This is a genomic window from Flavobacterium sp. RSSA_27, from assembly GCF_051547125.1.
Lineage (GTDB): Bacteria > Bacteroidota > Bacteroidia > Flavobacteriales > Flavobacteriaceae > Flavobacterium.
In genome coordinates, this window is record NZ_JBPTTN010000005.1 from 157057 (window position 1) to 184029 (window position 26973).

Annotated in this window: 24 protein-coding genes; 12 read left to right on the forward strand and 12 right to left on the reverse strand. The window is 33.7% G+C overall.

Annotated elements, in window-relative coordinates; all coding sequences use genetic code 11:
* Positions 1-88: 88 nt before the first annotated feature.
* Positions 89-1264 (reverse strand): GlmU family protein, encoded by a 1176-nt coding sequence (locus ACSVH5_RS08545; protein ID WP_438061023.1) that lies wholly within the window; start codon positions 1262-1264, stop codon positions 89-91.
* Positions 1265-1415: 151 nt separating this feature from the next.
* On the reverse strand, positions 1416-1667 hold the full coding sequence (locus ACSVH5_RS08550; RefSeq protein WP_024981357.1) for a type B 50S ribosomal protein L31: 252 nt from the start codon (positions 1665-1667) through the stop codon (positions 1416-1418).
* Positions 1668-1909: 242 nt separating this feature from the next.
* Between ACSVH5_RS08550 and ACSVH5_RS08555 the strand changes: the two genes are divergently transcribed.
* The 5 genes from ACSVH5_RS08555 to ACSVH5_RS08575 all read left to right on the forward strand — a co-directional run bounded on the left by ACSVH5_RS08555 (position 1910) and on the right by ACSVH5_RS08575 (position 7862).
* Complete coding sequence (locus ACSVH5_RS08555; RefSeq protein WP_438061024.1) at positions 1910-2443, forward strand: DUF4199 domain-containing protein; 534 nt, start codon at positions 1910-1912, stop codon at positions 2441-2443.
* Between the two features lie 9 nt (positions 2444-2452).
* On the forward strand, positions 2453-3409 hold the full coding sequence (locus ACSVH5_RS08560; protein WP_438061025.1) for a glycosyltransferase family 2 protein: 957 nt from the start codon (positions 2453-2455) through the stop codon (positions 3407-3409).
* A 55-nt stretch (positions 3410-3464) separates the two neighbouring features.
* A complete protein-coding gene (locus ACSVH5_RS08565) occupies positions 3465-5192 on the forward strand; it encodes a phospho-sugar mutase (RefSeq protein ID WP_438061026.1) in 1728 nt (575 codons plus the stop codon).
* A gap of 79 nt (positions 5193-5271) precedes the next feature.
* The gene (locus ACSVH5_RS08570) at positions 5272-7107 is read left to right on the forward strand and encodes an ABC transporter ATP-binding protein (RefSeq protein WP_438061027.1); all 1836 of its coding nucleotides are present in this window, start codon (positions 5272-5274) and stop codon (positions 7105-7107) included.
* Positions 7108-7160: 53 nt separating this feature from the next.
* A complete protein-coding gene (locus tag ACSVH5_RS08575; protein ID WP_438061028.1) occupies positions 7161-7862 on the forward strand; it encodes a hypothetical protein in 702 nt (233 codons plus the stop codon).
* Here the strand turns inward: ACSVH5_RS08575 and ACSVH5_RS08580 are convergent, their stop codons facing one another.
* The 3 genes from ACSVH5_RS08580 to ACSVH5_RS08590 all read right to left on the reverse strand — a co-directional run bounded on the left by ACSVH5_RS08580 (position 7863) and on the right by ACSVH5_RS08590 (position 12853).
* Entirely contained in the window at positions 7863-8585 is a 723-nt protein-coding gene (locus ACSVH5_RS08580; RefSeq protein WP_438061029.1) for a hypothetical protein, read from the reverse strand.
* 93 nt (positions 8586-8678) lie between these two features.
* Positions 8679-11144, reverse strand: coding sequence for a TonB-dependent receptor (locus tag ACSVH5_RS08585; RefSeq protein ID WP_438061030.1), 2466 nt, complete (start codon positions 11142-11144; stop codon positions 8679-8681).
* Between the two features lie 8 nt (positions 11145-11152).
* Positions 11153-12853 (reverse strand): M23 family metallopeptidase, encoded by a 1701-nt coding sequence (locus ACSVH5_RS08590; protein ID WP_438061031.1) that lies wholly within the window; start codon positions 12851-12853, stop codon positions 11153-11155.
* Between the two features lie 175 nt (positions 12854-13028).
* Here ACSVH5_RS08590 and ACSVH5_RS08595 point away from each other — a divergent pair, with 175 nt between their 5' ends.
* The 3 genes from ACSVH5_RS08595 (at position 13029) to rny (ending at position 15385) form a co-directional block, all read left to right on the forward strand.
* The gene (locus tag ACSVH5_RS08595) at positions 13029-13319 is read left to right on the forward strand and encodes a hypothetical protein (protein ID WP_438061032.1); all 291 of its coding nucleotides are present in this window, start codon (positions 13029-13031) and stop codon (positions 13317-13319) included.
* A 3-nt stretch (positions 13320-13322) separates the two neighbouring features.
* Complete coding sequence (locus ACSVH5_RS08600) at positions 13323-13613, forward strand: cell division protein ZapA (protein ID WP_438061033.1); 291 nt, start codon at positions 13323-13325, stop codon at positions 13611-13613.
* Between the two features lie 206 nt (positions 13614-13819).
* On the forward strand, positions 13820-15385 hold the full coding sequence (gene rny / locus ACSVH5_RS08605) for a ribonuclease Y (RefSeq protein WP_438061034.1): 1566 nt from the start codon (positions 13820-13822) through the stop codon (positions 15383-15385).
* Between the two features lie 59 nt (positions 15386-15444).
* Here rny and ACSVH5_RS08610 read toward each other — a convergent pair whose 3' ends face one another.
* From ACSVH5_RS08610 to ACSVH5_RS08620, 3 genes are all read right to left on the reverse strand, one after another.
* Complete coding sequence (locus ACSVH5_RS08610; protein ID WP_438061035.1) at positions 15445-16944, reverse strand: PAS domain-containing sensor histidine kinase; 1500 nt, start codon at positions 16942-16944, stop codon at positions 15445-15447.
* Between the two features lie 87 nt (positions 16945-17031).
* Positions 17032-17937 carry a site-specific tyrosine recombinase XerD gene (gene xerD / locus ACSVH5_RS08615; protein WP_438061036.1) on the reverse strand — a complete coding sequence of 302 codons (906 nt, stop codon included), beginning with the start codon at positions 17935-17937 and terminating at the stop codon, positions 17032-17034.
* A gap of 77 nt (positions 17938-18014) precedes the next feature.
* Positions 18015-18512 (reverse strand): hypothetical protein, encoded by a 498-nt coding sequence (locus ACSVH5_RS08620; RefSeq protein ID WP_438061037.1) that lies wholly within the window; start codon positions 18510-18512, stop codon positions 18015-18017.
* 367 nt (positions 18513-18879) lie between these two features.
* On the opposite strand from ACSVH5_RS08620, the gene ACSVH5_RS08625 reads away from it, so the two are divergent.
* From ACSVH5_RS08625 to ACSVH5_RS08635, 3 genes are all read left to right on the forward strand, one after another.
* A complete protein-coding gene (locus ACSVH5_RS08625; protein ID WP_438061038.1) occupies positions 18880-19443 on the forward strand; it encodes a porin family protein in 564 nt (187 codons plus the stop codon).
* Between the two features lie 74 nt (positions 19444-19517).
* Positions 19518-19931, forward strand: a complete 414-nt coding sequence (gene aroQ, locus ACSVH5_RS08630) for a type II 3-dehydroquinate dehydratase (RefSeq protein WP_438061039.1) — start codon at positions 19518-19520, stop codon at positions 19929-19931.
* An 82-nt stretch (positions 19932-20013) separates the two neighbouring features.
* On the forward strand, positions 20014-22503 hold the full coding sequence (locus ACSVH5_RS08635; protein ID WP_438061040.1) for a DUF5686 and carboxypeptidase regulatory-like domain-containing protein: 2490 nt from the start codon (positions 20014-20016) through the stop codon (positions 22501-22503).
* 172 nt (positions 22504-22675) lie between these two features.
* Here ACSVH5_RS08635 and ACSVH5_RS08640 read toward each other — a convergent pair whose 3' ends face one another.
* The 4 genes from ACSVH5_RS08640 to ACSVH5_RS08655 form a co-directional block, all read right to left on the reverse strand.
* A complete protein-coding gene (locus ACSVH5_RS08640) occupies positions 22676-23542 on the reverse strand; it encodes a cation diffusion facilitator family transporter (RefSeq protein ID WP_438061041.1) in 867 nt (288 codons plus the stop codon).
* Positions 23543-23750: 208 nt separating this feature from the next.
* A complete protein-coding gene (gene murA, locus ACSVH5_RS08645) occupies positions 23751-25061 on the reverse strand; it encodes a UDP-N-acetylglucosamine 1-carboxyvinyltransferase (protein ID WP_438061042.1) in 1311 nt (436 codons plus the stop codon).
* A gap of 43 nt (positions 25062-25104) precedes the next feature.
* Complete coding sequence (locus tag ACSVH5_RS08650) at positions 25105-25824, reverse strand: DUF4290 domain-containing protein (protein ID WP_438061043.1); 720 nt, start codon at positions 25822-25824, stop codon at positions 25105-25107.
* 2 nt (positions 25825-25826) lie between these two features.
* Entirely contained in the window at positions 25827-26123 is a 297-nt protein-coding gene (locus ACSVH5_RS08655; RefSeq protein WP_438061167.1) for a DUF493 family protein, read from the reverse strand.
* Positions 26124-26422: 299 nt separating this feature from the next.
* On the opposite strand from ACSVH5_RS08655, the gene ACSVH5_RS08660 reads away from it, so the two are divergent.
* Positions 26423-26965, forward strand: a complete 543-nt coding sequence (locus tag ACSVH5_RS08660; RefSeq protein ID WP_438061044.1) for an AAA family ATPase — start codon at positions 26423-26425, stop codon at positions 26963-26965.
* The last annotated feature ends 8 nt before the right edge of the window (positions 26966-26973 follow it).

Below are 26973 nucleotides of genomic sequence, written 5' to 3' on the forward strand. Positions count from 1 at the left end.
AGAACATAAAGAAGGGCTAAACAGAAATCCAATCTGGATTCTCTACTAAGCCCTTCTTAATAACTTACAGCGCTCTTATTAATAATTACTATTCTTTACGATACTTTTTAGTAATTTCAAAAACGTGCTCTAGAATTGCTGCTTCTTTTTCATCAAAAACAATATTTCTTCGAGCCATTACCAAACGTGCTGTTTCGAAAGCTTTTTTTGTTAGATAGGTAGTAAATCCAGAAGCTCCTCCCCATGAGAAACTTGGAACAAAATTTCTAGGAAACCCACTTCCAAAGATATTAGCACTCACTCCTACAACGGTTCCTGTATTAAACATTGTATTGATACCGCATTTACTATGATCTCCCATCATCAACCCACAAAACTGTAGCCCTGTTTTGGCAAAACCTTCCGTTTGATAGCTCCACAAACGAACTTCTTCATAGTTGTTTTTAAGATTTGAATTGTTGCTATCTGCACCAATATTACACCATTCTCCTAACACTGAGTCCCCTAAAAACCCATCGTGCCCTTTGTTAGAATAAGCAAAAATCACTACATTTTTAACCTCTCCTCCTACTCTAGAATACGGACCAACAGTAGTTGCTCCATAAATTTTTGAAGCCATTTTCACTTGTGCATTATCGCATAGTGCAAATGGACCACGAATCACAGAACCTTCCATAATCTCGGTATCTCTACCAATATAAATTGGACCCGAAGAAGCATTTAAGGTTACAAATTCCAGCTTAGCTCCTTCCTCAATAAATACATTCTCGGGTGCAATTACGTTTACACTTTTAGGAATAGGCTGAGAACGTCTGTCTTGCGTTAAAAGTTCAAAATCTTCTCTTATTGCGATATCATTTTTAGAAAAAATATCCCAAGTATTTTCAATTGTAATACAATCGTCGTTGTATTCAATGATTTCATAAGTATCAAAATCAACTTCTTCTTGATTTTCAGAGGTATAAAAAGCAATGATTTCATCTTTCTTGAAAATGGCTTGATTGGGCTCTAAGTTACTTACCAATTCTGCTAAAATTGCATTGGGCAAAAAAGAAGCATTAATCATAACATTGCCTTCCAATTCTACAATTGGATATTTATCAGACAAGTATTCTTCGGTTAAAGTAGTGGTAGTTGACCCAAGATGCAGTTCCCATTTTTGGCGAATGGTCATAATGCCCACCAAAATATCGGCAACGGGACGGGTAAAAGTAAACGGCAACAAAGCATTTCGAGCGGGACCGTCAAAAAGAATGTAATTCATAAAAAATTGATTTGGCTATTGTTTCTTTTTCGATTTGGTTATCACGCACAAAGTTAAATCATTTTATGGTATAAATTCTATCCAAACAAAGCCAAACAAAAAAAGCCTTTCTAAAAAGAAAGGCTTCATTGTATTTAAAAACGAGTTAAAATTATTTAACGTGTTTTGCGTATTTAGTTTTGAATTTATCAATACGTCCTGCAGTATCGATAAGTTTAGATTTACCTGTGTAAAAAGGGTGAGAAGTTCTAGAAATCTCCATTTTCACTACTGGATATTCAACACCTTCGTGAATAATTGTTTCTTTTGTTTCAGCTGTAGATTTAGTAATAAAAACATCATCATTTGACATGTCTTTAAAAGCAACTAATCTGTAATTTTCTGGGTGAATACCTTTTTTCATCTTAAATCTTTTTTTATTGGTTCAATTATAATTTGTTTTGCAGCTTTTCTTCTGAATGAAAAGGTATAAACATCTTATAACTTTTTATTTACACTATTATTTTTGAGTGTGCAAATTTACACTTATTTTTAGATATACAAACCATTGTTGCTTTTTTTTTGTATTTGGCTAAAAAACATTTTTTAATCCACTTTAAATTGGAGAATTCTTATATTTGTAGATTAATTAAAAACCGAACCTATATGATCAATGAAATTATAAAAAAGAATGGGATTACTTTTGGTATAGTAACAGGAATTATCTCTTGTTTGTTGACTTCAACAATTTATGCTGTTGACTTAAATCTTTTTATCAAACCATGGATTGGAGCAATTAGTATTGTAATATATCTAATAATTGGAATTGTTCTTTTATCGAAAACTAAAAAAGAAATCAATGGTGATTTTTCCTTTAAAGATGCTTTTACCACTTACTTTATTTCAGCAGTCGTTGGAATATTGATTTCTACTCTATTTAATATTATGCTTTTCAATTTCATCGATCCTTCTGCCAAAGAAACTTTAAATGAGATTACCATAAAATACACCATCAACATGATGCAAAAATTTGGAGCTCCTTCCTCATCTATAAATGAAGCCATTAAAGGAATGAAAGAAAGCAGCCCTTATGATATCGATTCTTTATTAAAAGGAATGGTAACAAGCCTTATTTTCAGCTCCATCTTTGGACTAATTATGGCTGCCTTTTTCAAAACTAGAAGATCTTCTCAAGAATAAAACAAGTAAATGAATTTATCTATCCTAATACCACTTCTTAACGAAGAGGAATCCTTACAAGAATTGTACACTTGGATTCTAAAAGTGATGCAATCCAATAACTACTCCTATGAAATCCTTTTTTTGGACGACGGAAGTACCGACAATTCTTGGACTATTATTGAAAATTTTGCTACAACAAATCCCAACGTGAAAGGGATTCGTTTTATGAAAAACTTCGGCAAATCACAAGCGTTACATGCTGGATTTGCTCAAGCCAAAGGTGACGTAATCATCACCATGGATGCCGATTTACAAGATAGTCCTGACGAAATTCCAGGATTATACAACATGATTACCGAACAAAAATATGACTTGGTTTCGGGTTGGAAAAAGAAACGCTACGACTCAGTTGTAGCCAAAAATCTTCCTTCCAAATTATTCAATTGGGCTGCTAGAAAAACATCAGGTGTTGAACTAAATGATTTCAACTGCGGATTAAAAGCCTATAAAAATGTAGTAGTCAAAAACATTGAAGTTTCTGGCGAAATGCACCGATATATTCCAGTTTTGGCTAAAAATGCTGGTTTTGGAAAAATTGGAGAAAAAGTTGTACAACATCAAGCTAGAAAATACGGAGAAACCAAATTTGGAATAGACCGTTTCATTAATGGCTTTTTGGATTTGATTACCATCTGGTTTTTATCTCGTTTTGGCAAAAGACCCATGCATCTTTTTGGAGCCATTGGCTCTTTAATGTTTATAATCGGTTTTATAGCTGCGGCTTACATTGGAATTTCCAAATTGTATCATATGTATAACGATATGAAATACACTTTGGTTACCAACAACCCATGGTTTTATATTGCTTTAACTACCATGGTTTTGGGAACGCAACTATTTTTAGCTGGTTTTTTGGGTGAAATTATTTTAAGGACCAAAAGCAATGAAGCGCGATACAAAATTGCGAATCAAATCAATTTATAATTAAACCTCATCAAATTCAATTACAATTTATTGTTTCATATAAAATAAGTATACAATGTACATCCCTCAAAACATCCTTGACGCACTAAATGTTTGGCTTACCCCAACATTTGATTCAGCTACACAAGATGCTGTAAAAGAGTTAATGACTTCCGCTCCAAAAGACTTAGAAGAGAGTTTTTATAAGAACTTAGAATTTGGAACTGGTGGAATGCGTGGCGTTATGGGTGTAGGTGATAACAGAATCAACAAATATACCTTAGGAAAAAGCACTCAAGGACTATCCAATTACTTAAAAAGTGTTTTTCCTGGAGAGCAAATAAAAACAGCTATTGCTTTCGACTGTCGTCACAACAGTAAAACGTTAGCAAAAGTTGTAGCTGATGTATTTTCTGCTAATGGTATCGAAGTATTTCTTTTTTCAGACTTGAGACCTACTCCCGAATTATCTTTTGCTTTAAAACATTTGAACTGCCATTGTGGAATTGTACTAACTGCATCTCACAATCCTCCAGAATATAATGGCTACAAAGTATATTGGCAAGATGGCGGACAAATCGTTCCTCCTCAAGACGGAGAAATCATCAATGTGATTGAGAATCTGAAATATGATGAAATTAATTTCACGGCCAACGAAGACTTAATTCATTTTATTGACACAGAGATTGATCAAGCTTTCATTCAATCGTCTATAGAAAATGCAAGTTTTGCTACTCCAGCAACTGCCAAAGAGAATTTAAACATTGTTTTCACCTCTTTACACGGAACTTCTATTACAATTATCCCTGAAACGCTTTCTAAAGCTGGATATCCAAATGTACATATTGTAGAGGAACAAGCTGTACCAAATGGCGATTTCCCAACCGTAAAATCACCCAATCCAGAAGAACCAGAAGCACTAACAATGGCGTTAGCATTAGCTGATAAAACAAATGCTGACATTGTGGTGGGAACTGACCCAGATTGTGACCGTTTAGGTGTAGCCGTTCGAAATAATGAGGGGAAAATGGTCTTGTTAAACGGAAATCAAACGATGATTTTGATGACCGCATTCTTATTGGAGAAATGGAAACAAGCTGGTAAAATTAACGGTAAGCAATTTGTGGGTTCTACCATAGTTTCTACACCAATGATGATGGAATTGGCAACAGCCTACGATGTAGAATGTAAAGTAGGTTTGACAGGATTCAAATGGATTGCCAAAATGATCAAAGATTTCCCTGAATTGGAATTCATTGGTGGTGGAGAAGAAAGTTTTGGTTTTATGGTAGGCGATGCCGTAAGAGATAAAGATGCCGTGGCTGCAACGCTTCTAATTTGTGAAGTGGCTGCTCAAGCAAAAGCAAGCGGCAGCTCCGTTTACAAAGAGTTAATCAACCTTTATGTAGATCACGGTTTTTACAAAGAACACTTAGTTTCGCTAACCAAAAAAGGAATGGACGGATTACAGGCCATCAACCAAATGATGATTGATTTACGCGAAAATCCAGTAAAGGAAATTGACGGTCAACGTGTAATTATGGTAGAAGACTACCAATCTTCAATTGCCAAAAATTTGTTGTCTGGCGAAGAATTGACTATGGATATTCCAAAATCTAATGTCCTTATTTACTACACAGAAGATGGTTCAAAAATTTGCGCTAGACCAAGCGGAACCGAACCTAAAATTAAATTTTACATCAGTGTAAATGCCGATTTAGAAACAGCAACTGATTTTGATGCCGTAGAACATATTTTAGATCAAAAAATAAAAAACATCATTGCTGCAATGCAATTGAATTAATATACAAAAACATCATTCTTTCTGACAGACCCGATAAGCCCAAAAACTCATCGGGTCTTGATGATAACAAACAATTCAAATGGATCCTAATATAAAAAAATTAATACCCTTTACCAAACCTTATCAATCCCATATTATTTGGAATGTGATTTACAATATATTATATGCTTTGTTTAGCACGATTTCGATGTTGACCTTGTTTCCTGTTTTACAAGTTCTTTTTGGGAAAACGGAAGATAAAAAAAATTATACTCAACCAATATACTCAGGAATAGGACATCTTAAAGATTATGTAACAGAATACATAAATTTCAAAATAACATCATTATCAGAAAACCAAAGTACAGAGGTTGTACTTTTGTTTGTTGTAGCAATGGTAATTACAACATTTTTCATCAAAAATTTATTCAACTATTTGGCTTCATACCATATCATGCATCTTAAGAACGGTGTTTTAAAGGATTTGAGACGATCCATGTATGCTAAAATTATTGAGTTGCCAATTTCTTATTATTCAGAAAAAAGAAAAGGTGACATGATGGCACGCATGCTAGGAGATGTAAACGAAGTTCAAAATTCTTTTTTTTCTATCCTAGAGCTAGTAGTTAAAGAACCTCTAACCATCGTTTTTGCCTTAGGGATGATGTTTGCTATCAGCACAAAATTAACTTTATTTGTTCTCATTTTTATGCCTATTTCGGGTTGGATCATCTCAAAATTGGCAAAAAATCTAAGAAGCAAATCAGCTGAAGCTCAAAAAGAAAGTGGATCGCTAATTTCTGTGGTTGAAGAAACATTAGGTGGATTAAAAGTAATTAAAAGTTATAATGCTGAACCGACTTTTAAAGGGACATTCAATAATTCTGTAACACGATTGTTGAATTTAAATAACAGCATAGGAAGTCGAAATAACCTCGCAACACCATTGAGCGAATTTCTGGGAGTAACCACTATAGCTATTTTGCTTTTTTATGGCGGCCTTTTAGTCCTAAATGACAAAACACTAGACGGAGCTTCTTTTATTGTTTATTTAACACTAGCATTTAACATTCTCACACCAGCTAAAGCCATTTCAAAAGCATCCTATTCCGTAAAAAATGGATTGGCCGCAGCAGAACGTGTTTTTGAAGTTTTAGATGTAGAAAACGAAATCACATCCAAAGAAAATGCCATTCAAAAAAAGGCTTTTGAATCAGACATCACCATCTCTAACATCAACTTTAAGTATGAAGACGAGAATGTTTTGAAAAATTTCTCTTTGCAGGTAAAAAAAGGACAATCTGTTGCACTTGTAGGACAATCTGGTAGCGGAAAAAGTACAATAGCCAACTTGCTCACTCGTTTTTATGATGTAAACGAAGGAAACATATCAATTGATGGAACGGATATTAAAGACATCGATTTACAATCACTTCGTGGCTTAATGGGATTGGTAACTCAAGATAGTATTTTATTTAACGACACCATTAAAGCCAATATTTCACTTGGCAAACACAACGCCACCGACGAAGAAATCACAGATGCTTTAAAAATTGCTAATGCATACGAATTTGTGAAAGACCTCCCTAATGGCATTTACACCAACATTGGAGATAGTGGTAACAAACTTTCAGGCGGGCAAAAGCAACGTTTATCTATAGCTAGAGCGGTACTTAAAAACCCTCCGATTATGATTTTGGATGAAGCTACATCAGCATTAGACACCGAAAGCGAAAAATTTGTTCAGGTTGCACTTGAAAACATGATGCAAAACAGAACCTCTATTGTTATTGCACATCGTCTTTCTACCATTCAAAAAGCAGATGTAATTGTGGTAATGAAAAAAGGAAAAATTGTTGAGCAAGGCACTCACGAAGAATTGATTGCACTAAATGGTACATACAACAAATTAGTAACCATGCAATCCCTTGAATAGTCTCAAATGATTTGTATCTTTAAACAAGATTTTTTCTTTTTTAAATTCAACAAATGTATTTAGACAACCCCAACATTAAATTACCTGAAGACCCTGAAACAATTGTCTGGAAATACCTAGACTTGTCTAAATTTTTAGATTTATTATTATCCAAAAAATTATTCATGTCTAGGTCCGACAAATTCGAAGACCAGTACGAAGGCACTTTTAGTGAGCCTACTTTTGAAGAAATCAGAAAATTATCCAAAGACAATCCTGACTTTTTAAATTATTATAAAACTCATCGGGAAAAAGTCGCAATCAGTAGTTGGCACATTAACGAATATGAATCTTTTGCAATGTGGCAAATTTTCACACAAAACAGTGAAGGACTTGCCATACAATCGACCATAGGAAGATTACAAAAAGCATTGCTTCCTGAAGATCATTTTCAACAATATATTGGTGAGGTAAATTATATTGACTACAAAAAAGAATACATCCCTTTTGATGATTTATTTTTCCCTTTTTTATACAAAAGGAAAAGTTTTCAATACGAAAGAGAAGTTCGCATTATTAGCGATGTAACCCAAAATAATTTGAAACTAAATGATGGGTTAAAAATTAATGTCGATGTGAATCAACTAATAGAAAAAATATACATTCACCCAAAGTCTGAGAATTGGTATAAAAATCTTGTAATTCAACTAGTAACCCAATTAGGTTATAATATTGCTATAGAGAAATCAGACTTAGAAAGCGATATTTTGATATAATTAAATTGGAGAATAACGAACAACTTTCCAATCGTTCTTATTCAAATCGATATAATTATAATGTACCACATCTTTTTGATCAAACTGACCATTTTTATTGGTATCCTCAATAGTCCTAAAATACAATCTATTCGAAGACTCGATTAAATTCCAATCGATAAGTTCCTCTAAATCTGTAGAAACTTTAGTAAAATTATCACCGCTAATAGTGCTCAAATACAAAGTATTGATATCATTGGTGTCTAATTTCCCATCTTTATTGGTATCCGCATCAACCAAAGTGTAGGCCATAATTTGCTTTTTGATACGATCTGAGACTGTTTTTAAATAAGTAGCAGTTTCAATCAAAATAGGTTGATCCGTTAACTGACGAATTGAATCCGAATCAATCTTTTGAAATTTTAAGTTCTGCAAAAAACCTGTTATCTCATATTGTGCTACATTGCTAATGGTAAAACTTACGTCATTTACTGCTGAAGAACCATAACGGGACTTGGAGCCTCTTTCATAAATACGCAAATCGCCTATAGGATGAATCAAATAGTCGGTTCCTTCCATTTGAACTGGTAAATCGGCAATTTCTACTTTTGTAGAATCTAGTTTTGGTGCCACTGTATTTTTGGACGAATTATCGTATATCACTTTAGGTTTTTCAACCTCTTTCTGGCAACTCACCATCAAAAAAAGTAAAAACAAACCACTGATTATTGATTGAATCTTCATGCTAAACATAATTTATTTTCAAAAGTAAACAATTCTAATAAAACCCTACACTTTATGTTTTGAAATCACAGTAAATAATCGTTAGTTGACGAATTAAAAACGCGCATTCAATTTGATGTTAAAAACTCTAGTTGTCATATAATTAGCAATTCCATATTGATTTTTGGTATACACGTCTCGTACCCAAGTGTTGGTAATAGCATTTTGATTATTAAAGATATTATAAACTTCAAGTCCAATAGCCAGTTCTTGAAAACTATCGGCCCATTTCCCATAGTGTTTTGAAGCACTTCTATCGACTAGAAGTTTTGAAAACCCAACATCGGCTCTACGGTAATCTCTGAGTCTGTTTTGATACAAATAAGGGTCTGCATACGATGGAGAACCTCCTGGTAAGCCTGTGTTGTATACCAAATTGAGATACAATTTAACACTAGGAATATTTGGCATATAATCTTGAAACAACATGGCAAACTTTAATCGTTGATCTGTGGGACGAGCTATAAATCCTTTTCCACTACTATTTTCTTCGGTTTTTAGATAGCCAAAGCTTATCCAAGATTCAGTACCCGGAACAAATTCGCCATTCCATCTCACATCAATTCCTTGCGCATATGCTTTTGCATCATTATTGGCTTGATACCGAATCCTAACATTGTCGATAGTATAGGTATTGACATCGGACAATGATTTATAGTAAAGTTCTGTTACTAATTTAAAAGGACGACTCCACAAATTAAAACTATAATCATTCCCAAGAACCATATGTATTGATTGCTGGGCTTGTACATTGGGCTGAACTACCCCATCACTATCACGAAGTTCTCTGTAAGAAGGCGGTTGATGGTACATTCCACCAGACAATCGAAACAAAAGATTCGCCTTAGTATTAGGTTTAATGGTAAACTGAGCTCTTGGGCTAAATGTTAATTGTTGATCACCAGAAACAGCACCTCCTAAAACTTGCCAACTGTGCATTCTAACTCCCAAATTATACCAAACCAAACTAGTACCTAAATTGGCCTTACGACTCCATTGCAGATAGCCCGAAAAACGATTGATAGTATTGAAATTAATTGCTCTCACATCTTGGTAGGGAGCCAAAGGGCCATTGTAAATTGTATAAGGTTCATCTTTTTTAGGCAAAAAACGAGGAGGATTTAATGCAAAACCAGCAGAATCAATCACTTCCCATTCATTAATTCTGTCTCGTATTGATTCACGAGTGTATTTTACTCCCCATTCGACAAGATTGTTTTTCCAGTCATGAATACCTTTAAACTCTGCATTAGCAATTAAGGCATCCAAATCATTTCGAGCATGATTCAATTGTGAACCAATTCCTCTTGAAAACGAAACATCTCCCAAGGTTTCAGAGCCAATATTGGTATCTATGTCTCCCAAACGGTATTCAGCTAAAATATCAAAATACTCTTGTTCAATCGCATGATACATAGAGCCAATAAACTTAAATGTGGAATATTCATTAAGTTTAAACGAAGATTTTAAAGCTCCAAAATAAGTTTGATATTGATCTCGCTCTTGGCCTTCATAAAAAATCAACAACGCTTGAGGATTATCTATCGTACCAAAATTAGTTTGACGCGTTAGAGGTTCAAAATTGTATTTGTTTTGAGAAATATTTCCTAAAAAACTCCATTGCCATTTTGAAGAAGCTTGGAAATTGATGGCTGTTTGTACATCAACAAACGATGGGGTATAATTGGTTTGTGTTTCTTGACTGTTGACCAATAAACTATTATTTCTATAACGCACACCCGTAATTGCTGTCCATCGCTTGTCTTTTGAAACCAAATCCAAAGAGGCGCTTCCACCTAAAAAACTAGCTTCTACAGTTGCACCAAATTGTGTAGGTTTTCGATAAGATATATCCAAAACAGAAGATAACTTGTCGCCAAATTTACTTTGAAAACCACCTGCAGAGAAATCCACATTTTGAATCAAATCTGTATTGGTAAAACTCAAGCCTTCTTGTTGACCTGACCTAATCAAAAAAGGCCGATAGACTTCTACTTCATTAACATAGACTAAATTTTCATCATAATTTCCTCCACGAACAGCATATTGCGAACTTAATTCGCTATTGGAATTTACTCCTGCCAAAGACTTCAATACATTTTCTATACCAGGATTGGCTCCTGGAATATTCTTTAATGTGGCTGGCTCTATGGTCAAAATCCCTTGAACGCTTTTTTTATTGTTGGCATTTACAAACACCTCCCCCATTTGTTCCTCTTTTTCGCTTAAGACCAAGTTAAAATCTACCACTTCATTTGGAGTTACCTTCAAAATCAATGTGGCTTTTTTGAACGAAATATGACTAAATACAACTGCAACTTTTTCATCTGAAGGAATCGCTATCGAATAAAATCCTTGGCTATTGCTTTGAGATGCATACCCTTGAACCGAAACATTAACATCCGAAATTGGTTTTTTGTCATTATCAACAATAAATCCTTGTAATTTCCCTTTTTGAGAAAAAACAGGTGTCCAAAGAGATAAAAGGAAGAAGAAAAAACAAATTGGATATATTTTCAAACGAAGGGCTATTTATTAATTTGACTTCTAAAAAAACGAGTTTCAAAGGTAGTAGAATTTCCCATTTGATCTACTACATTTACTTTAAGAATATTAGCTCCTTCAGCCACTATTCCATCGCTAAAATCATGTGTTAATTGCCTAGTTTTGTTGTCATATTCCATCAAAATCCATTGGCCGTTTAAGTAAGCATTATACGATTTAATTCCAGACAAAGCATCATAAATAGAAAGTTTCATCTCTTTTTGAGAAGTAATCCATTTTCCTTCAATGGGTTTACCAATACTAATTACTGGATTTACATTATCAAGAACAAGACCATATTTCCCAAGGGTTTTAACCTTAGTGGTAAAAGTATTTTCCTTTACAGTAGTTGGGTTATAAGATATTCGTCCTCCTTCAATCCTTCCCAAAAACATTTTTTCTTTATCTACTGCCGTATGCGTAGAATCCTGAACCTGAATCGTAAAATTAGAATGTACTGGAACGGTATCCTCATGCAAAGTCAACACTTTATTCGCCACTGAAAGATTCAAATCAAAATCATTATAAAAAGTATTGGCAGGAAAAGTGACCGTCCAGTTGTCCTTTTCAAAAATGTATTCTTTTTTTGCTTTAATAAAATAATTTGAAGGAGTTGTTTCTTTTGGAATTACAGTAGCTTTTGTATCATAAGCAATAGGAATTGTGATAAGTGTTGTATTATTAAAATAATCAGCAACCTCAATACGATAAATACCCGACAAATTAGGCACTACAGATAGTATACCATTATTGTCATCGGTTTTTATAATGCTCAAATCGAAAGGTGCCATTCGAAACAATCGCTGAATACGCTGTTGTGATTTCTTATACCTTGCATAATCTATTAAAACATTGATATAACGCATTTCATCAAAAGAATAAGTCCCAAATTGATAGGCATAAGTAGGCGTTCCATTATAAAAAGCTTTTACCTCAAAAACACCATTTTTATTAAAAGAAACATCATCCGTGTCTGTAGCAACAATACCAAAACCAATATTTCCATTCGCCATAACAGGGTCTGCAAGATAAGTTCCGTCTTTTTGTAGGGTCAAATTAATTGGTACTGGACGTAAAGACTGATTCACGCTAGTCTGGTTATCCAAAGGATAAGCATAAACAGCGGTAACTTGTGGTTTTTTGGTGTCTTTAAGTTGAGAGTCAAATCCAAAAAACAAAGGATTGATAATAAACTCAGTTTTAGAATCTCTAATTTCAAAATGAAGGTGTGGTCCTTCTGAAGCACCAGTATTTCCTGAAAGCGCAATAAGTTGCCCTTTGGTAACAACTAACTCATTTGGTTTTAAGAAAATCTCGACTTCAAAGGATTTTTCTTCGTACTGCCTTTTTTTTATCACTTCTTGAATGGACCCAACAGCTTTTTGCAAATGTGCATAAACGGTTGTGTATCCATTAGGATGCGTGATATAAATGGTTTTTCCATTTCCAAAAGTCGAAATCTTTATTCTAGAGACATATCCGTCGGCAGCTGCATACACTGATAATCCTTCGCGCTGAAGCGTTTTATAGTCAAAACCTGCATGAAAATGATTGGGACGCAATTCGCCAAAATTACCCGACAATTGCATCGGAATATCCAATGGTGACCTAAAATAATCTTTAGGATACTGATTTTGAGCAGTCAAAACGCAACAACAAAACAGCAAAAAACATATTAATCTCATCCGACATCTTTTTGCTAAGGTAACCAAAACTGCTAAAACATAAAAAAAGAAATAAAAACATCAAAAATCTGATTATTAGACAATTAAATATTTTAGCACAAAAAAGACAATAAAATATTGCAATAATAAAAAGGAATACTAACTTTGTAAGATTAAGAAATGAATTGGTCAAAAAATGAGTGTAATTGCAGAAATAATTGATACTCTTGAAAATAAGATTGTAAAACTTTTTTCTAAAATAAAAAATCTAGAAAAAAACAATCAAGAATTAAGAGAAAAATTATCCGATGCAACACAAATCATATCCAAGCAATCTGAAGAGATTGAAGCGCTGAAAAAGCAATATGAAATCCTCAAAATAGCCAATACATTACTAGGCAGTGACGATAATAAAAGAGATACAAAGCTTAAAATAAATTCATTAATTCGTGAAATTGATTACTGTATAGCTCAGCTATCAGATTAAAAAATGGAAGAAAAGCTTAAAATAAAGATATCAATTGCAGACAGAGTTTACCCGTTAACGGTAGATGCTTCTCAAGAAGAAGGGCTAAGAAGTGCTTCGAAAAAAATTGATATGATGATTAAGCAGTTTGAAGAAAATTATGCCGTAAGAGACAAGCAAGATGTATTAGCCATGTGTGCACTACAATTTGCTTCTCAAGTGGAACAAAAACAAATTGACAATGCAATAAATGGCAGCGAAACCATTGACAGATTGCAAAAAATCAATACTGTTTTAGATCAATATCTCGATTAACGTTCTTACAAAAGATTAAGATACTGCCTACATTAGTTCTTATTTGATAAACTCAACACTAACAATTTAGAATGAGCGAATCATCGTTTCTATAGCAAGCCAATTCAGTTTGGAAGCTTGAACAACGAGTTAGCTCAAAACTTGTCTTTTCGAGTTTATACAATCCCACTAATGTAGGTTTTTTTATATATATAATTTAAACACAAATGGATAGTACATTATTAATAATTGTTTCAGGAATCATAGGTATTGCAGCTGGTTTTGGTATTGCCAAAATCATTGAAAAAAGCAATATCTCTAATTTAATTAAGAATGCTAAAAAAGAAGCTGCTTCAATTTTAAAAGACGCCAATTTAGAAGCCGAAAACATTAAAAAAGACAAAATTCTTCAAGCAAAAGAAAAATTTATCGAACTGAAATCAGAGCACGAGCAAGTGATTTTGGCTAGAGATAAAAAAGTAGCCGAAGTTGAAAAAAGGGTACGCGATAAAGAGTCTCAAGTTTCGAGTGAACTTTCTAAAGCCAAAAAAATCAACGATGATTTTGAAGCAAAAAAAGCGGAATTCCAAGCCAAAATTGAAGTTCTAGATAAGAAACAATTAGAAGTTGAGCGCTTACACAAAAGCCAATTACAACAACTGGAGGTGATTTCTGGATTGTCTGCAGAAGAGGCTAAAGAACAATTAGTAGAAGGATTGAAGGCTGAAGCGAAATCAAAAGCCATGTCGCATATCCAAGAAACTATCGAAGAGGCAAAATTAACCGCTCAACAAGAAGCTAAGAAAATCATCATCAACACCATTCAACGTGTTGGTACGGAAGAAGCTGTAGAGAACTGCGTATCTGTTTTCAACATTGAATCTGATGATGTGAAAGGTAGAATCATTGGTCGTGAAGGTAGAAATATTAGAGCTCTTGAAGCCGCAACTGGTGTTGAAATTATCGTAGATGATACTCCCGAAGCTATCATTCTTTCTTGCTTTGACCCTGTCCGAAGAGAAATTGCTCGTCTATCCTTACACAAATTAGTTACTGACGGACGTATACACCCAGCTAGAATTGAAGAAGTTGTAGCCAAAACAACTAAACAAATTGATGACGAAATCATTGAAGTTGGTAAACGTACTGTTATCGATTTAGGAATCCACGGTTTACACCCTGAATTGATTAAAGTGGTAGGTAGAATGAAATACCGTTCTTCCTACGGACAAAACTTACTACAACACTCTCGTGAAGTATCTAAATTATGTGGTATCATGGCAGCCGAATTAGGCTTGAATGTAAAATTAGCTAAAAGAGCAGGTTTATTGCACGATATTGGAAAAGTTCCTGATGCAGAAAGTGATTTACCACACGCTTTATTAGGTATGCAATGGGCTGAAAAATACGGTGAAAAAGAAGAAGTATGCAACGCAATTGGTGCGCACCACGATGAAATCGAAATGAAATCATTATTATCCCCAATTATTCAAGTTTGTGATGCGATTTCTGGAGCTAGACCAGGCGCAAGAAGACAGGTGCTAGATTCATACATACAACGACTAAAAGACCTAGAAGAAGTAGCGTATGGCTTCAATGGGGTTAAAAATGCTTATGCTATTCAAGCTGGTAGAGAATTACGTGTAATTGTAGAAAGCGAAAAAGTTTCTGATGATAACGCAGCTTCCTTATCTTTCGAAATTTCTCAAAAAATACAAACAGAAATGACCTATCCTGGTCAAGTAAAAGTCACTGTGATTAGAGAAACAAGAGCCGTAAATATCGCTAAATAACTTACCTTAAACACATAAAAAAAGCTTCCGAGAGGAAGCTTTTTTTATGTGTAATTAAATTATCTTTTAAAATAAATCTTAAATGTTGATCCCACATCTAAAGTGCTTTCTACTTCAATTTTACCTCCCATATTTTCGATTTGATTTTTAGTAAGATACAATCCTACTCCACGTGCATCATTATTTTTATGAAACGTTTTATACAATCCAAAAATAGAATCTTTGTATTTATTCAAATCAATACCTAAGCCATTATCTTTAATGTTCAAAATAATAAAATCATCGTTCTCTTCGGAAGTAAAAATAATTTTAGGCACTTTTTTACTATCTGAATACTTAATGGCATTCGTGACAATATTCAACAAAATACTTTCCAGATAGGCAGGCAAACAATCAATGTTTACATTGCTTTGGATATAATTGAGTACAACAATTTCTTTTTGTTTAATGGAATCATGTAAAACATCTAAAACTTTATTGATATATACATTAAGATTCAATTGCTCAATTTCTTTGTCTTTTACTGTATGAATGTTGACCAAATCATTTAGATTCTCAATTGTTGAAAACAATTCATCTGATACAATTTGAATATTACTTAAGGTATCTAAATCCGAAAGCAAGGCTTCTTTATGTAAATCCAATAAAGATTTGATATTACCACTATGAGTTCGCAAATTATGAGAGACAATATGTGCAAAATTGAGCAATTTGTTGTTTTGTGTATTCAATATCTCAAGCATTTTAGCTAACTCTAACTCTTTTTCCTTCTGATCAGAAATATCGGTATGTGTCCCAACAATTCTCAGGGGCTTACCATCAGAATCGCGTTCGATTACTTTTCCTCTGTCAAGAATCCATTTATAACGACCATTACACAAAACGCGATGACAAGTTTCGTAAAAAGGTATTTTATTATCAAAATGAAGGTTTATATTGCCATAATATTCTGCTCGATCATCAGGATGCACTCGTTCATCCCATTCCTCTGGAGTAGCTACTAAATCGGATTCTGTCAGTTCCAAAATCTTCATCGATTCAGAAGAATAATAGACTTTTCCAGTAACCAAGTCCCAATCCCAAACCCCTCTATCCGAAGCTTGTACTGCAAAATGATAGCGTTCATCTGCTACTTTCAACCTAATTTCTTGTTCTTTTACATCGGTAATATCAGAGATAAGACCATAAAAAACAACCTCATCAAAGTTATTTTTCTTAGGAGTAGCTTCAATTTTTATCCATTTATAACCACTATCCGGCAATAACAATCTAAATTCTATATCCCATACCTCAACATTGGCTATAGCATTTTCATAAGAATCTATAAATCCTTTCAAATCGGGCTCATAAATGGTATAATTTGATAACTTATAGGAGTCTTCAATAAATTCATTAAATGAGAATTCATTCAAAAAATCGACAGGCTTACTCAAGAAATCAAATGCTATCTGTCGATTAGCATTGACGCGAATTTGAAAAATAATATTAGGGAGTTGTTTAATTAAACTTTCGTAGAGTTTATTTAAATCTTCTGGATTTCGACTTTTTGCAAATATCATCTGTTATGCTCTTTCATTTGGATAAAAATACTAAAAGTTTTAATTAAACTAACATTCGACAACTGTATAGTTAAAAAACATCACTCCCTATAACTTTTCCTTTCTAGGGTGATAAGACTGCATGACTTGTTTTAAAAAGGAACGATCTAAATGTACATAAATTTCGGTAGTAGTAATGGACTCATGTCCTAACATCAGTTGAATGGAACGCAAATCGGCTCCATTTTCCAACAAATGAGTAGCAAAAGAATGTCTGAACGTATGTGGACTAATTTTTTTGTTGAGTTCAATTAAATCAGCTAATCTGTTGATAATGGTAAATATCATCGCCCTTGTCAATTGTCGCCCACGTCGGTTCAGAAACAAAGTATCTTCAAAACCTTTTTGTATAGGCAAATGCACACGACAAGTTTCTTTATAAATGGTGATATACTTTTGAGCCAATTCGCCAATAGGAACAAACCGTTCTTTATTGCCTTTTCCGTGAATTTTGATAAAACCTTCCTCAAAAAAAAGATCCGAAATTTTCAAACCAACCAATTCAGAAACACGAAGACCGCAACCATATAAAGTTTCGAGCATCGCACGATTGCGTTCTCCTTCGTTTGAGGTTAAATCAATCGCTAAAATCAAGTCATCAATCTCATCCACCGATAAAGTATCAGGAAGTTTTCTTCCAAGTCTTGGTGATTCTATCAATTCCATTGGATTATCTGCTCTATAGTCTTCAAAAATCAAATACGAAAAAAAACTTTTTAGACCAGAAATAATTCTAGCTTGAGATCTCGCGTTAACTTCTTTAGCAACCTCATAAATAAATTGTTGTACTGTTTCTTCAGCTATAGCAACAGGAGTGACTGTTACATTTTTATCAGACAAAAACGAACATAGCCGCTCAATATCTAAAGTATAATTCGCAATGGTATTGGCAGACAAACCTCTTTCTATTCTAAGATACGACTGATATTGCTTGATATAATTACTCCAACTCATACTACAAAGAAAGGCAATTTTAAGGCATAAAAAAACCTCCTTTTTAAGAGGAGGTTACTATATTAAAATATATAGAATTACAATTTAAAAGCAACTCCAAGATTTAAGGAAGAAAATGTTCCTCCATCAACAGAAATCCCTTTGTAACCTAAAAACAAATCTGTTTTACCAAATGAATAACCAATTTTTGGCTGGTACAAAAATCCACCATCATTCTCACTTGGAGCAACTCCAATTGCATAGCCTAAATCTAAACCTAAAAATAATTTATCGGATAAAGAATATTGAGCAGTTCCGTACACTGGTACAAATCCTGCATCTTCAACATCTAATTCAAAACCTCCAAAGTCAATTGTTTCTCCTAAATAATGAGCGTAACCAGCTCCAAAACCGGCTTCAAACTTTTCAGAAACTTTCCATGTGTAAGCAACGTCAACACCTAAATTTAAAGAATAACTATCTTTAATATCCCCTAATGGTAATCCTAAATTAGCACCTAACTTAAAGCCTCCATCTTGTGCATTAGCAAATGCGAATCCAAAAACTGCCACTGCAATTAAAATAATTTTTTTCATTTTTTTTGTTTTTGTTTATTAAGATTATTCAGCGAAACTAACCAATCAAAAGCAAATAAAAAAATAACTACGACCTGAACGTACAAAAAAAACACTGGAATAACAAAAATCAAAATTTAAAAAGCTATGTAAAAATCTAGTTATCAATAAACTAAAAAACAACCTATCACTAAAATCAGGTATTTTTTATAAAACTTAAAAAAATAATATTTTTAACAAGTTTAATCCTTCTTAATACTTTGGAAAGCAATTAAAATTGTTGTTATTTCGCGAATCAAAACAATCAGGTTGTAGGCTATATTTTTATAAAAACAGCTTTTATTTAAAATGTAGTTGCCAACTATTTAAATCATTAAATATAAATACAATGAAAAAAACCATTCTTCTTGCTGTTTTTGCTTTATTTGGAACACTAACTTCGCAAGCACAATTATTACATTTTGGAGCTAAAGCGGGTATTAACTACGCTAACCTTACAGGTTCTGAAATCACAGTTAATTCAGAAAATTACAATTCTGATGCCATTACTGGCTACCATATTGGACTATTGGCTGAAGTAAAATTGACAGAAAAATTCGGTATACAACCCGAGCTTTTGTATTCTACTCAAGGAGCTAACTACAAAAATGCACTTACTGAAATCAAAAACGAATTGGGTTATTTATCCATTCCAGTGATGGCAAAAATTTATTTAAACAACACTTTTAGTTTAGAATTAGGACCACAAGCTTCATTCTTATTAAGCGAAAAAGACAATGTAAACTTAGAAGATTCTAATACCTTCGACTTTGCGGTTGCTGGTGGTTTGGGTGTAAAAATTACTAAAGGCATCTTTGTTCAAGCACGTTATGGTCTTGGATTAACGGAGGTTTCTACCAATGCAAAAGCAAAAAATTCAGTAGTACAAGTGTCTGCAGGATTTATGTTTTAATAAATAACAAAAACTACCTCAAAACCGTACTATTATTTAGTACGGTTTTTTTATTTTTACCAAAAACAACCATTATGCAAATTGCTATTATCAACGGACCCAATCTTAATTTACTAGGAAAACGCGAACCTGAAGTGTACGGAAGTGAAACCTTCGAAGATTATTTTGAAAGGCTTAAGGCTAAATTTCCACATATTCAATTCTCTTATTTTCAGAGCAATATCGAAGGGGAATTAATTGACAAAATCCAAGAATTAGGATTTACTTATAACGGAATCATACTTAATGCTGGTGCCTATACCCATACTTCAATTGGCATTGGCGATGCGGTAAAAGCCATTACGACCCCTGTTATCGAAGTGCATATTTCCAATACTTTTTCAAGAGAAAGTTTTAGACATCAATCCTATATTTCAGGAAATGCCAAAGGAGTTATTTTGGGTTTTGGTTTAAAAAGTTATGAACTCGCCATTCAATCTTATCTATAAACCAATGAAATTTAGTACAAAAATTTAACAAGTTTTTATGATGTAAGTTTTTTCATCTGTTTAATTTTACCAAAAAAAACAGATGAAACAATTTTACGTTTTTATTTTATTTTTATTTTCTTCGCCTTTTATCGCACAAGTAAAAGGAACTATCACTGACGAAAAAGGAAACCCATTAGCTTTTGTTTCTGTCATCATTCAAAACTCCTATTCAGGAACTACTACCAACGAGAAAGGGAAATACGAACTAAATCTCAAAAAAGAAGGTGATTACACCTTACTATTTCAGTTCCTTGGCTTTAAAACCGTAAAGAAAACTATTCACTACGAAAAAACACCACTAACAATTGACATTCAGTTATCGGAAGAAAACTACAATCTCAACGAAGTAGTCATCAATCCCAAAAATAATCCTGCTAACGCCATTATCAGAAGTGCAATTGCAGCACGTAAAGAAAACGCAGAAAAAACAGCTCGATTTACTGCCGATTTTTATTCTCGTGGATTGTTCAAAATTAAAAATCTGCCTAAAAAGATTTTAGGAATGAAATTAGATATGCCAGACGAAATGACCACTGGCTTAGATTCTACTGGAAGTGGCATTTTGTACTTATCTGAAACCGTATCAAAACTCACCTTCGAAAAACCAAACAACTATAAAGAAAGAATTATTGCCTCAAAGATATCAGGAAACGACAAAGGCTATAGTTACAATACCGCTCGCTCTTCTTTTTATGACTTATATGACAATATGGTCGGTTTTAATGTAAAAATGATTTCACCAATAGCTAGCAATGCCTTTCAATATTACAAATACAAACTCGAAAGCACATTTTTTGACGAAAGCAATCATCAAATCAACAAGATTAAAGTCATTCCAAGACGCGACAAAGAGCCCGTTTTTGAAGGTTACATTTACATTGTAGAAGATAGCTGGGCAATTTATGCCGTTGATTTAGATATGAAAGGCTATCGCATGCGTGATGAATTTGTAGAAGTTATGACTTTAAAACAAAACTTCAATTATAATGCTTCAACTAAAATTTGGAGTAAAAATTCGCAAAATTTAGCATTATCCGCAGGTATTTTAGGTATTGGTTTTAATGCAAATTTTAATTATGTGTACAGCAATTATGAGTTCTTTGATACTTTTGACAAAAAGACCTTTGGCAATGAAATTGTAAGTTTTGAAAACAATGCCAACAAAAAAGAAGATACTTTCTGGGAAAGCACCAGACCTATTCCTCTCACCGAAGAAGAAAGCAAAGATTATATCAAAAAAGACAGTATTCAAACCATACGTTCATCCAAAACCTATTTGGATTCTATCGACCAAAAACGAAATAAATTCAAACTATTAGACCCAATAACAGGTTATAATTATAGAAACACCTTCAAAAAATGGTCATTCAATTATGCTGGATTAATGGACATAAGCTCACTAGCTTTCAATACGGTTCAAGGTTTCAATCTAGACTCTGGCTTTACCTATAGAAAATGGGACGAGGATTCTGGAAAAAGCACAGCTCTTGCAACAACTTTCAATTATGGTTTTTCAGACGAACGTCTTCGCGTAGTCGGAAACTTTAGTCACCGATTTAATAATCAAAATTACGCTACAATTTGGGTTGCTGGAGGAACGGCTGTTAAACAATTCAACGAAAACAATCCTATCTCTCCATTTATCAATTCGATTAGCACACTGTTCTTCAAAAACAATTTTATGAAATTGTACAACAAAGAGTTTTTCAATGTTACGTATTCACAAAATATAGCCAACGGCATCAACTTTACGGGAAAACTTGAATACAGCCAACGCAAACCTTTATATACTACTACTAACTATACCTTTATCAAAAATGACGACCTTTATTCTTCAAACAATCCTCTGGATCCTAATGATTATTCAACTGCTGGTTTCTCAACTCATCAGTTACTAAAAGCCAATTTGAACTGGCGCATTAACTTTGGCAACCAATACATTTCGCGCCCTGACGGAAAATTCAACCTCCGAAACGACAAGTATCCAACCGTGCTTTTAGGCTACGAAAAAGCCTTTGCTGCTAGCCAAAAAAACTACGAGTACGACTTAATTAGTGCACGTGTTCTGTATGACCTTCCGTTGGCCAACAAAGGCGATTTGGGAGTAAATCTAAGAGCGGGCAAATTCTTCAATGCTGAAAATATTGCTTTTATGGATTACAAACATTTCAACGGCAACCAAACGCGAATTGGCCAAACCGAACGCTATTTAAACGTTTTCAACCTGTTACCCTATTACAGCAATAGCACAAACGATGCCTATTTTGAATTTCATTCAGAGTACAGCGACAATGGTTTTATAATGAACAAAATACCAGGACTCAACCTTTTAAAAAGCAGTTTAATGCTCGGTTTTCACAACTTAGCCATTCCAAATCGCAAACCGTATCAAGAAGTCAGCATAGGACTCGATAACTTAGGAATCGGGAAATTCAAACAGTTTAGAGTAGATTATGTCCGTTCTTACCAAAATGGTTATCAAGGTGATGGCGTAATATTTGGACTAAAACTTTTGAATATTTTAGATTAGAAGCGGTATGAATAGGCTTTCTTGTCAGCAAAGTCCCGTCATCCGCTATATCTTTTTTTATTTTACCCTGTCAGGGTTTTGAACCCTGACAGGGTAAAATAAAAAAAGGATGCCGCTACTACCGGGGCTAAAAGGAAACATCTTACCTTTTTGCTTTCGTAGTAACTCAAAATTAATTCGGTTCTACATGAATCAAAACATGTCCCAAAGAAGGAATTTTTGCTCTAAGGGTATCTTTCAAATCATGTGCAATATCATGTCCTTCTCTAACAGTAATGGTACCTTCTACCCTTGCGTGCAAATCTACATGATACTGCATTCCTGCTTTTCTAATAAAACACTTTTCAGTATCTTGAATTCCTGGAACCGTTAAGGAAACGAGTCTAATTTCCTCCACCAATTCATCATATAGATGTTCATCCATTATTTCGCTCAAAGCCGGTCTAAATATTTTATAGCTATTGTACAAAATAAAACCAGATGCAAAAAGAGCCGCCCAATCATCGGCAGATTCATACCCTTTTCCAAAATAAAGTGCGATAGAAATACCTAAAAATGCCGCTACCGAAGTAATAGCATCACTTCTATGATGCCAAGCATCAGCTTCCAAAGAAGAACTATTGGTTTCTTTACTCCTTTTCATCACTAACTGAAAGGAATATTCTTTCCAAATAATAATGGTTCCCAAAATATAAAGTGTCCATGATTTAGGTAATTCATGAGGAGTTCCTATATTCTGAATACTCTCATACGCAATAATCGTTGCCGAAGTAATCAAAAAACCAACTACCAAAAACGTAATTAAAGGTTCAGCACGACCGTGTCCGTATGGATGATTATCATCTGCAGGTTTATTCGAATATTTGATTCCAAAAAGTACCAAAAAAGACGCAAAAATATCGGTTGTTGACTCAATCGCATCGGCAATTAGCGCATAAGAATTGCCAAAAAAACCAGCCAATCCTTTTACAATAGCCAATAAAGTATTACCAATAATACTGAAATAAGTTGCTTTTATAGCTGTTTGTTCGTTAGTCATAAATTAGTCCTTAGTACTTAGTGATTAGTCCTTAGCAGTTAGTCCTTAGCAATTAGTCAATTTGGCTAATTACTAAGGACTAAGAACTAAATATTAATTGTAAGCGATTTATTAATTTAGTAAAAACTAATATTTTATTTGATTAAGATTTAGCAACTAGTCCATTGAGCTATTAACTATGGACTAATTACTAAGTACTCAAAAAAAATTAAGCTCTTACAATATTGGCTCCGATAGCTCTAAGACGCTCATCAATGCGCTCGTAACCTCTATCAATTTGTTCAATATTTTGAATAGTGCTTGTTCCTTTCGCTGACAAAGCAGCAATCAATAACGAAATACCCGCACGAATATCTGGGGAAGACATTATAGTAGCTTTTAATTGCGATTTGAAATCATGCCCAATAACTACCGCTCTATGTGGGTCACACAAAATAATTTTTGCTCCCATATCGATTAGTTTATCTACGAAAAACAAACGGCTTTCGAACATTTTTTGGTGTATCAACACATCACCTTTTGCTTGAGTCGCTACTACCAAAACAATACTTAATAAATCTGGAGTAAAACCAGGCCAAGGCGCATCAGCAATGGTTAAAATAGAACCATCAATGTCTGTTTTAACTTCGTAACCATTTACGTGTGCTGGAATAAAAATATCGTCTCCTTTTTTCTCTAGTGTAATCCCTAGTTTACGGAATACATTAGGAATAACTCCAAGATTTTCCCAACTTACATTTTTTATCGTAATCTCAGACTTAGTCATTGCTGCTAACCCTATCCAAGAACCAATCTCAATCATATCCGGAAGAATACTGTGTTCACATCCACCTAATGCTTCTACTCCTTCAATAGTCAACAAATTAGACCCAACACCAGAAATTTTAGCACCCATAGCGTTCAGCATTTTACACAATTGTTGCAAATATGGCTCACAAGCAGCGTTGTATACTGTAGTTGTACCTTTAGCCAAAACGGCAGCCATTACGATATTAGCAGTTCCTGTTACTGAGGCTTCATCCAATAACATATCTGTACCTGTAAGTCCATCTGGAGCTTCTACTCCATAGAAATGATCTTCTCTATTGTATCTAAACTTAGCGCCTAAATTGATAAATCCTTCAAAATGGGTATCCAATCTTCTTCTTCCAATTTTATCTCCCCCTGGTTTAGGAATATAGCCTTTACCGAAACGAGCTAATAATGGACCAACAATCATAATCGAACCACGTAAAGAACCACCTTCTTTTTTAAAAGCTTCGGTTTCTAAATAGCCCATATTTACCTCATCAGCCTGAAAAGTAATGGAACTATTTCCGTTTTTTTGAATTTTAACTCCTAAGTTACCCAACAAAGTGATTAATTTGTTGATATCAATAATATCTGGAATATTATTGATTGTTACTTTTTCTGGAGTAAGCAATACGGCACATAAAATTTGTAACGCTTCATTTTTTGCTCCTTGTGGGGTGATTTCTCCTTTTAATTGAATTCCACCTTCGATTTTGAAAATTCCCATTTGTTATACCAATTTATATTAATCAATAATTACCCAAATATAATTACTGCGGTTTTCTATTTTGATTTTTGTGCATCGGAGTTTTGCCCGATTTATTTTTATTATTCTGATTCTTTTGTTGATTGGTAGGTGTGATTTTATTCGACATCCTTTTGTTGGTTCGAAGTAAATCTGTAGTACCCAAAAGCTCTTCTTTGCTTTGCAACAAATTCAATTTTCCACCAGAGAGCTCATGCAAATGCTCAAAAATAACATCGTCTTTTACGGTGTCTTTGTTCCAACTCAAATACGATTTCTTCATATGATTGGCAATTACCTTAACCAATGCGCTTTTCATTTCGCCCTCTTCCCATTTATTGGCTACATCTATCATATACTTAATATTATTTCCATAATATCTGTACTTAGGATAGTTCTGAGGATATTGCAAAACCTCAGGTTTCAATTGCAAAACTTCACGAGACGGAATAGGATATGGAGAATCTACCGCCAAACGAAAGTCGGACATAATAAACAACTGATCCCATAACTTGTGCTGAAAATCAGGCACATCACGCAAATGAGGGTTCAAGCTACCCATAACTTGAATGATGTATCTAGCAGCTTTGTTTCGCTCTTCGTCATTCTCAATATCAATGGCTTGCTCGATCAATTTTTGCAAATGACGACCGTACTCAGGAATGATTAAATGTTTTCTTTCAGAATTGTATTCTAAATGATACACTACATCATTGGCGTTCTCTTTTTTATATTTTTCGATCATATTTATAGGGAAACAATACCTTCAATTGTAGATAATTCTTGGTATTTTTCAATAACTTCTTGAGAGTTTTTCATGGTTACATCAACAGAAACACTTGTAAATTTACCTGTTTTTGATTTAGTAGTTTTAATTACGGCCCCCATACAATTGAAAGCCTCTTCTACTTTTTTCACATTTCCATCTACAGATGGAACGATAAATTTAAACAAATATTCTGAAGGCCAAGTAGTACTTTTATCTAATTCTACTTGTAATCTTTCATAAAAAGCAGCGGTCTCTTTTTCTTTGTCTTTATCCATTACTAATTTAAAATAAACGCAAATATACATTTTTGAAGGCAGATTCAAGAATTTAGAACCAGGATTTAGTTTTTTTTTAGTATAACATAGCTACTAAAAGCTATCGGAAAACACAATTTATTTTCTGTCATTAAACAAAAACACACAAAACTAAATCATTAAAAACCAATACATTCATTTCTATTCAAAATAAAATAGCATTACAAAAATCAAGCAAACCTATTGCTATTGATAATCCTATCAAAAAATGTTTTGAAAACCAATTAGTTTAGGTAAATTTGCCCCCTTATTTACAAATCGTGCAAAAAGAAATCATCGTTATTATTGGAGGACCTGGTACAGGAAAATCAACTATCATCAATCAGCTTACTGTAATGGGGCATTGTTGCTATCCAGAAATCTCCCGACAAGTAACTGCCGAAGCTAAAAAGCTAGGAATTGACCAATTGTTTCTAGAGGACCCAATATTGTTTAGCCAAAAACTATTAGAAGGAAGAATTAAACAATTTAACGATGCAAAAAATGAACCTCATCCAGTAGTATTTATAGACAGAGGCGTACCTGATGTAGTTGCATATATGAATTTTATAGGGGATGCTTACCCTCCACATTTTGAGGAAGCATGTATAAATTATACTTATTCAAAAATATTCATGCTCCCACCATGGGAAGAAATATACCAAAGTGATGGCGAGCGCTATGAAAACTACGAGCAAGCTCAACAAATATACTTGCACTTGAAAGAAACCTACCAAAACTATGGTTACGAACTCATTGAAGTACCCAAAGATACCGTTGATAACAGAATTCTTTTTATCTTAGACCGAATTTCTAGCAAATAATCAAGAAA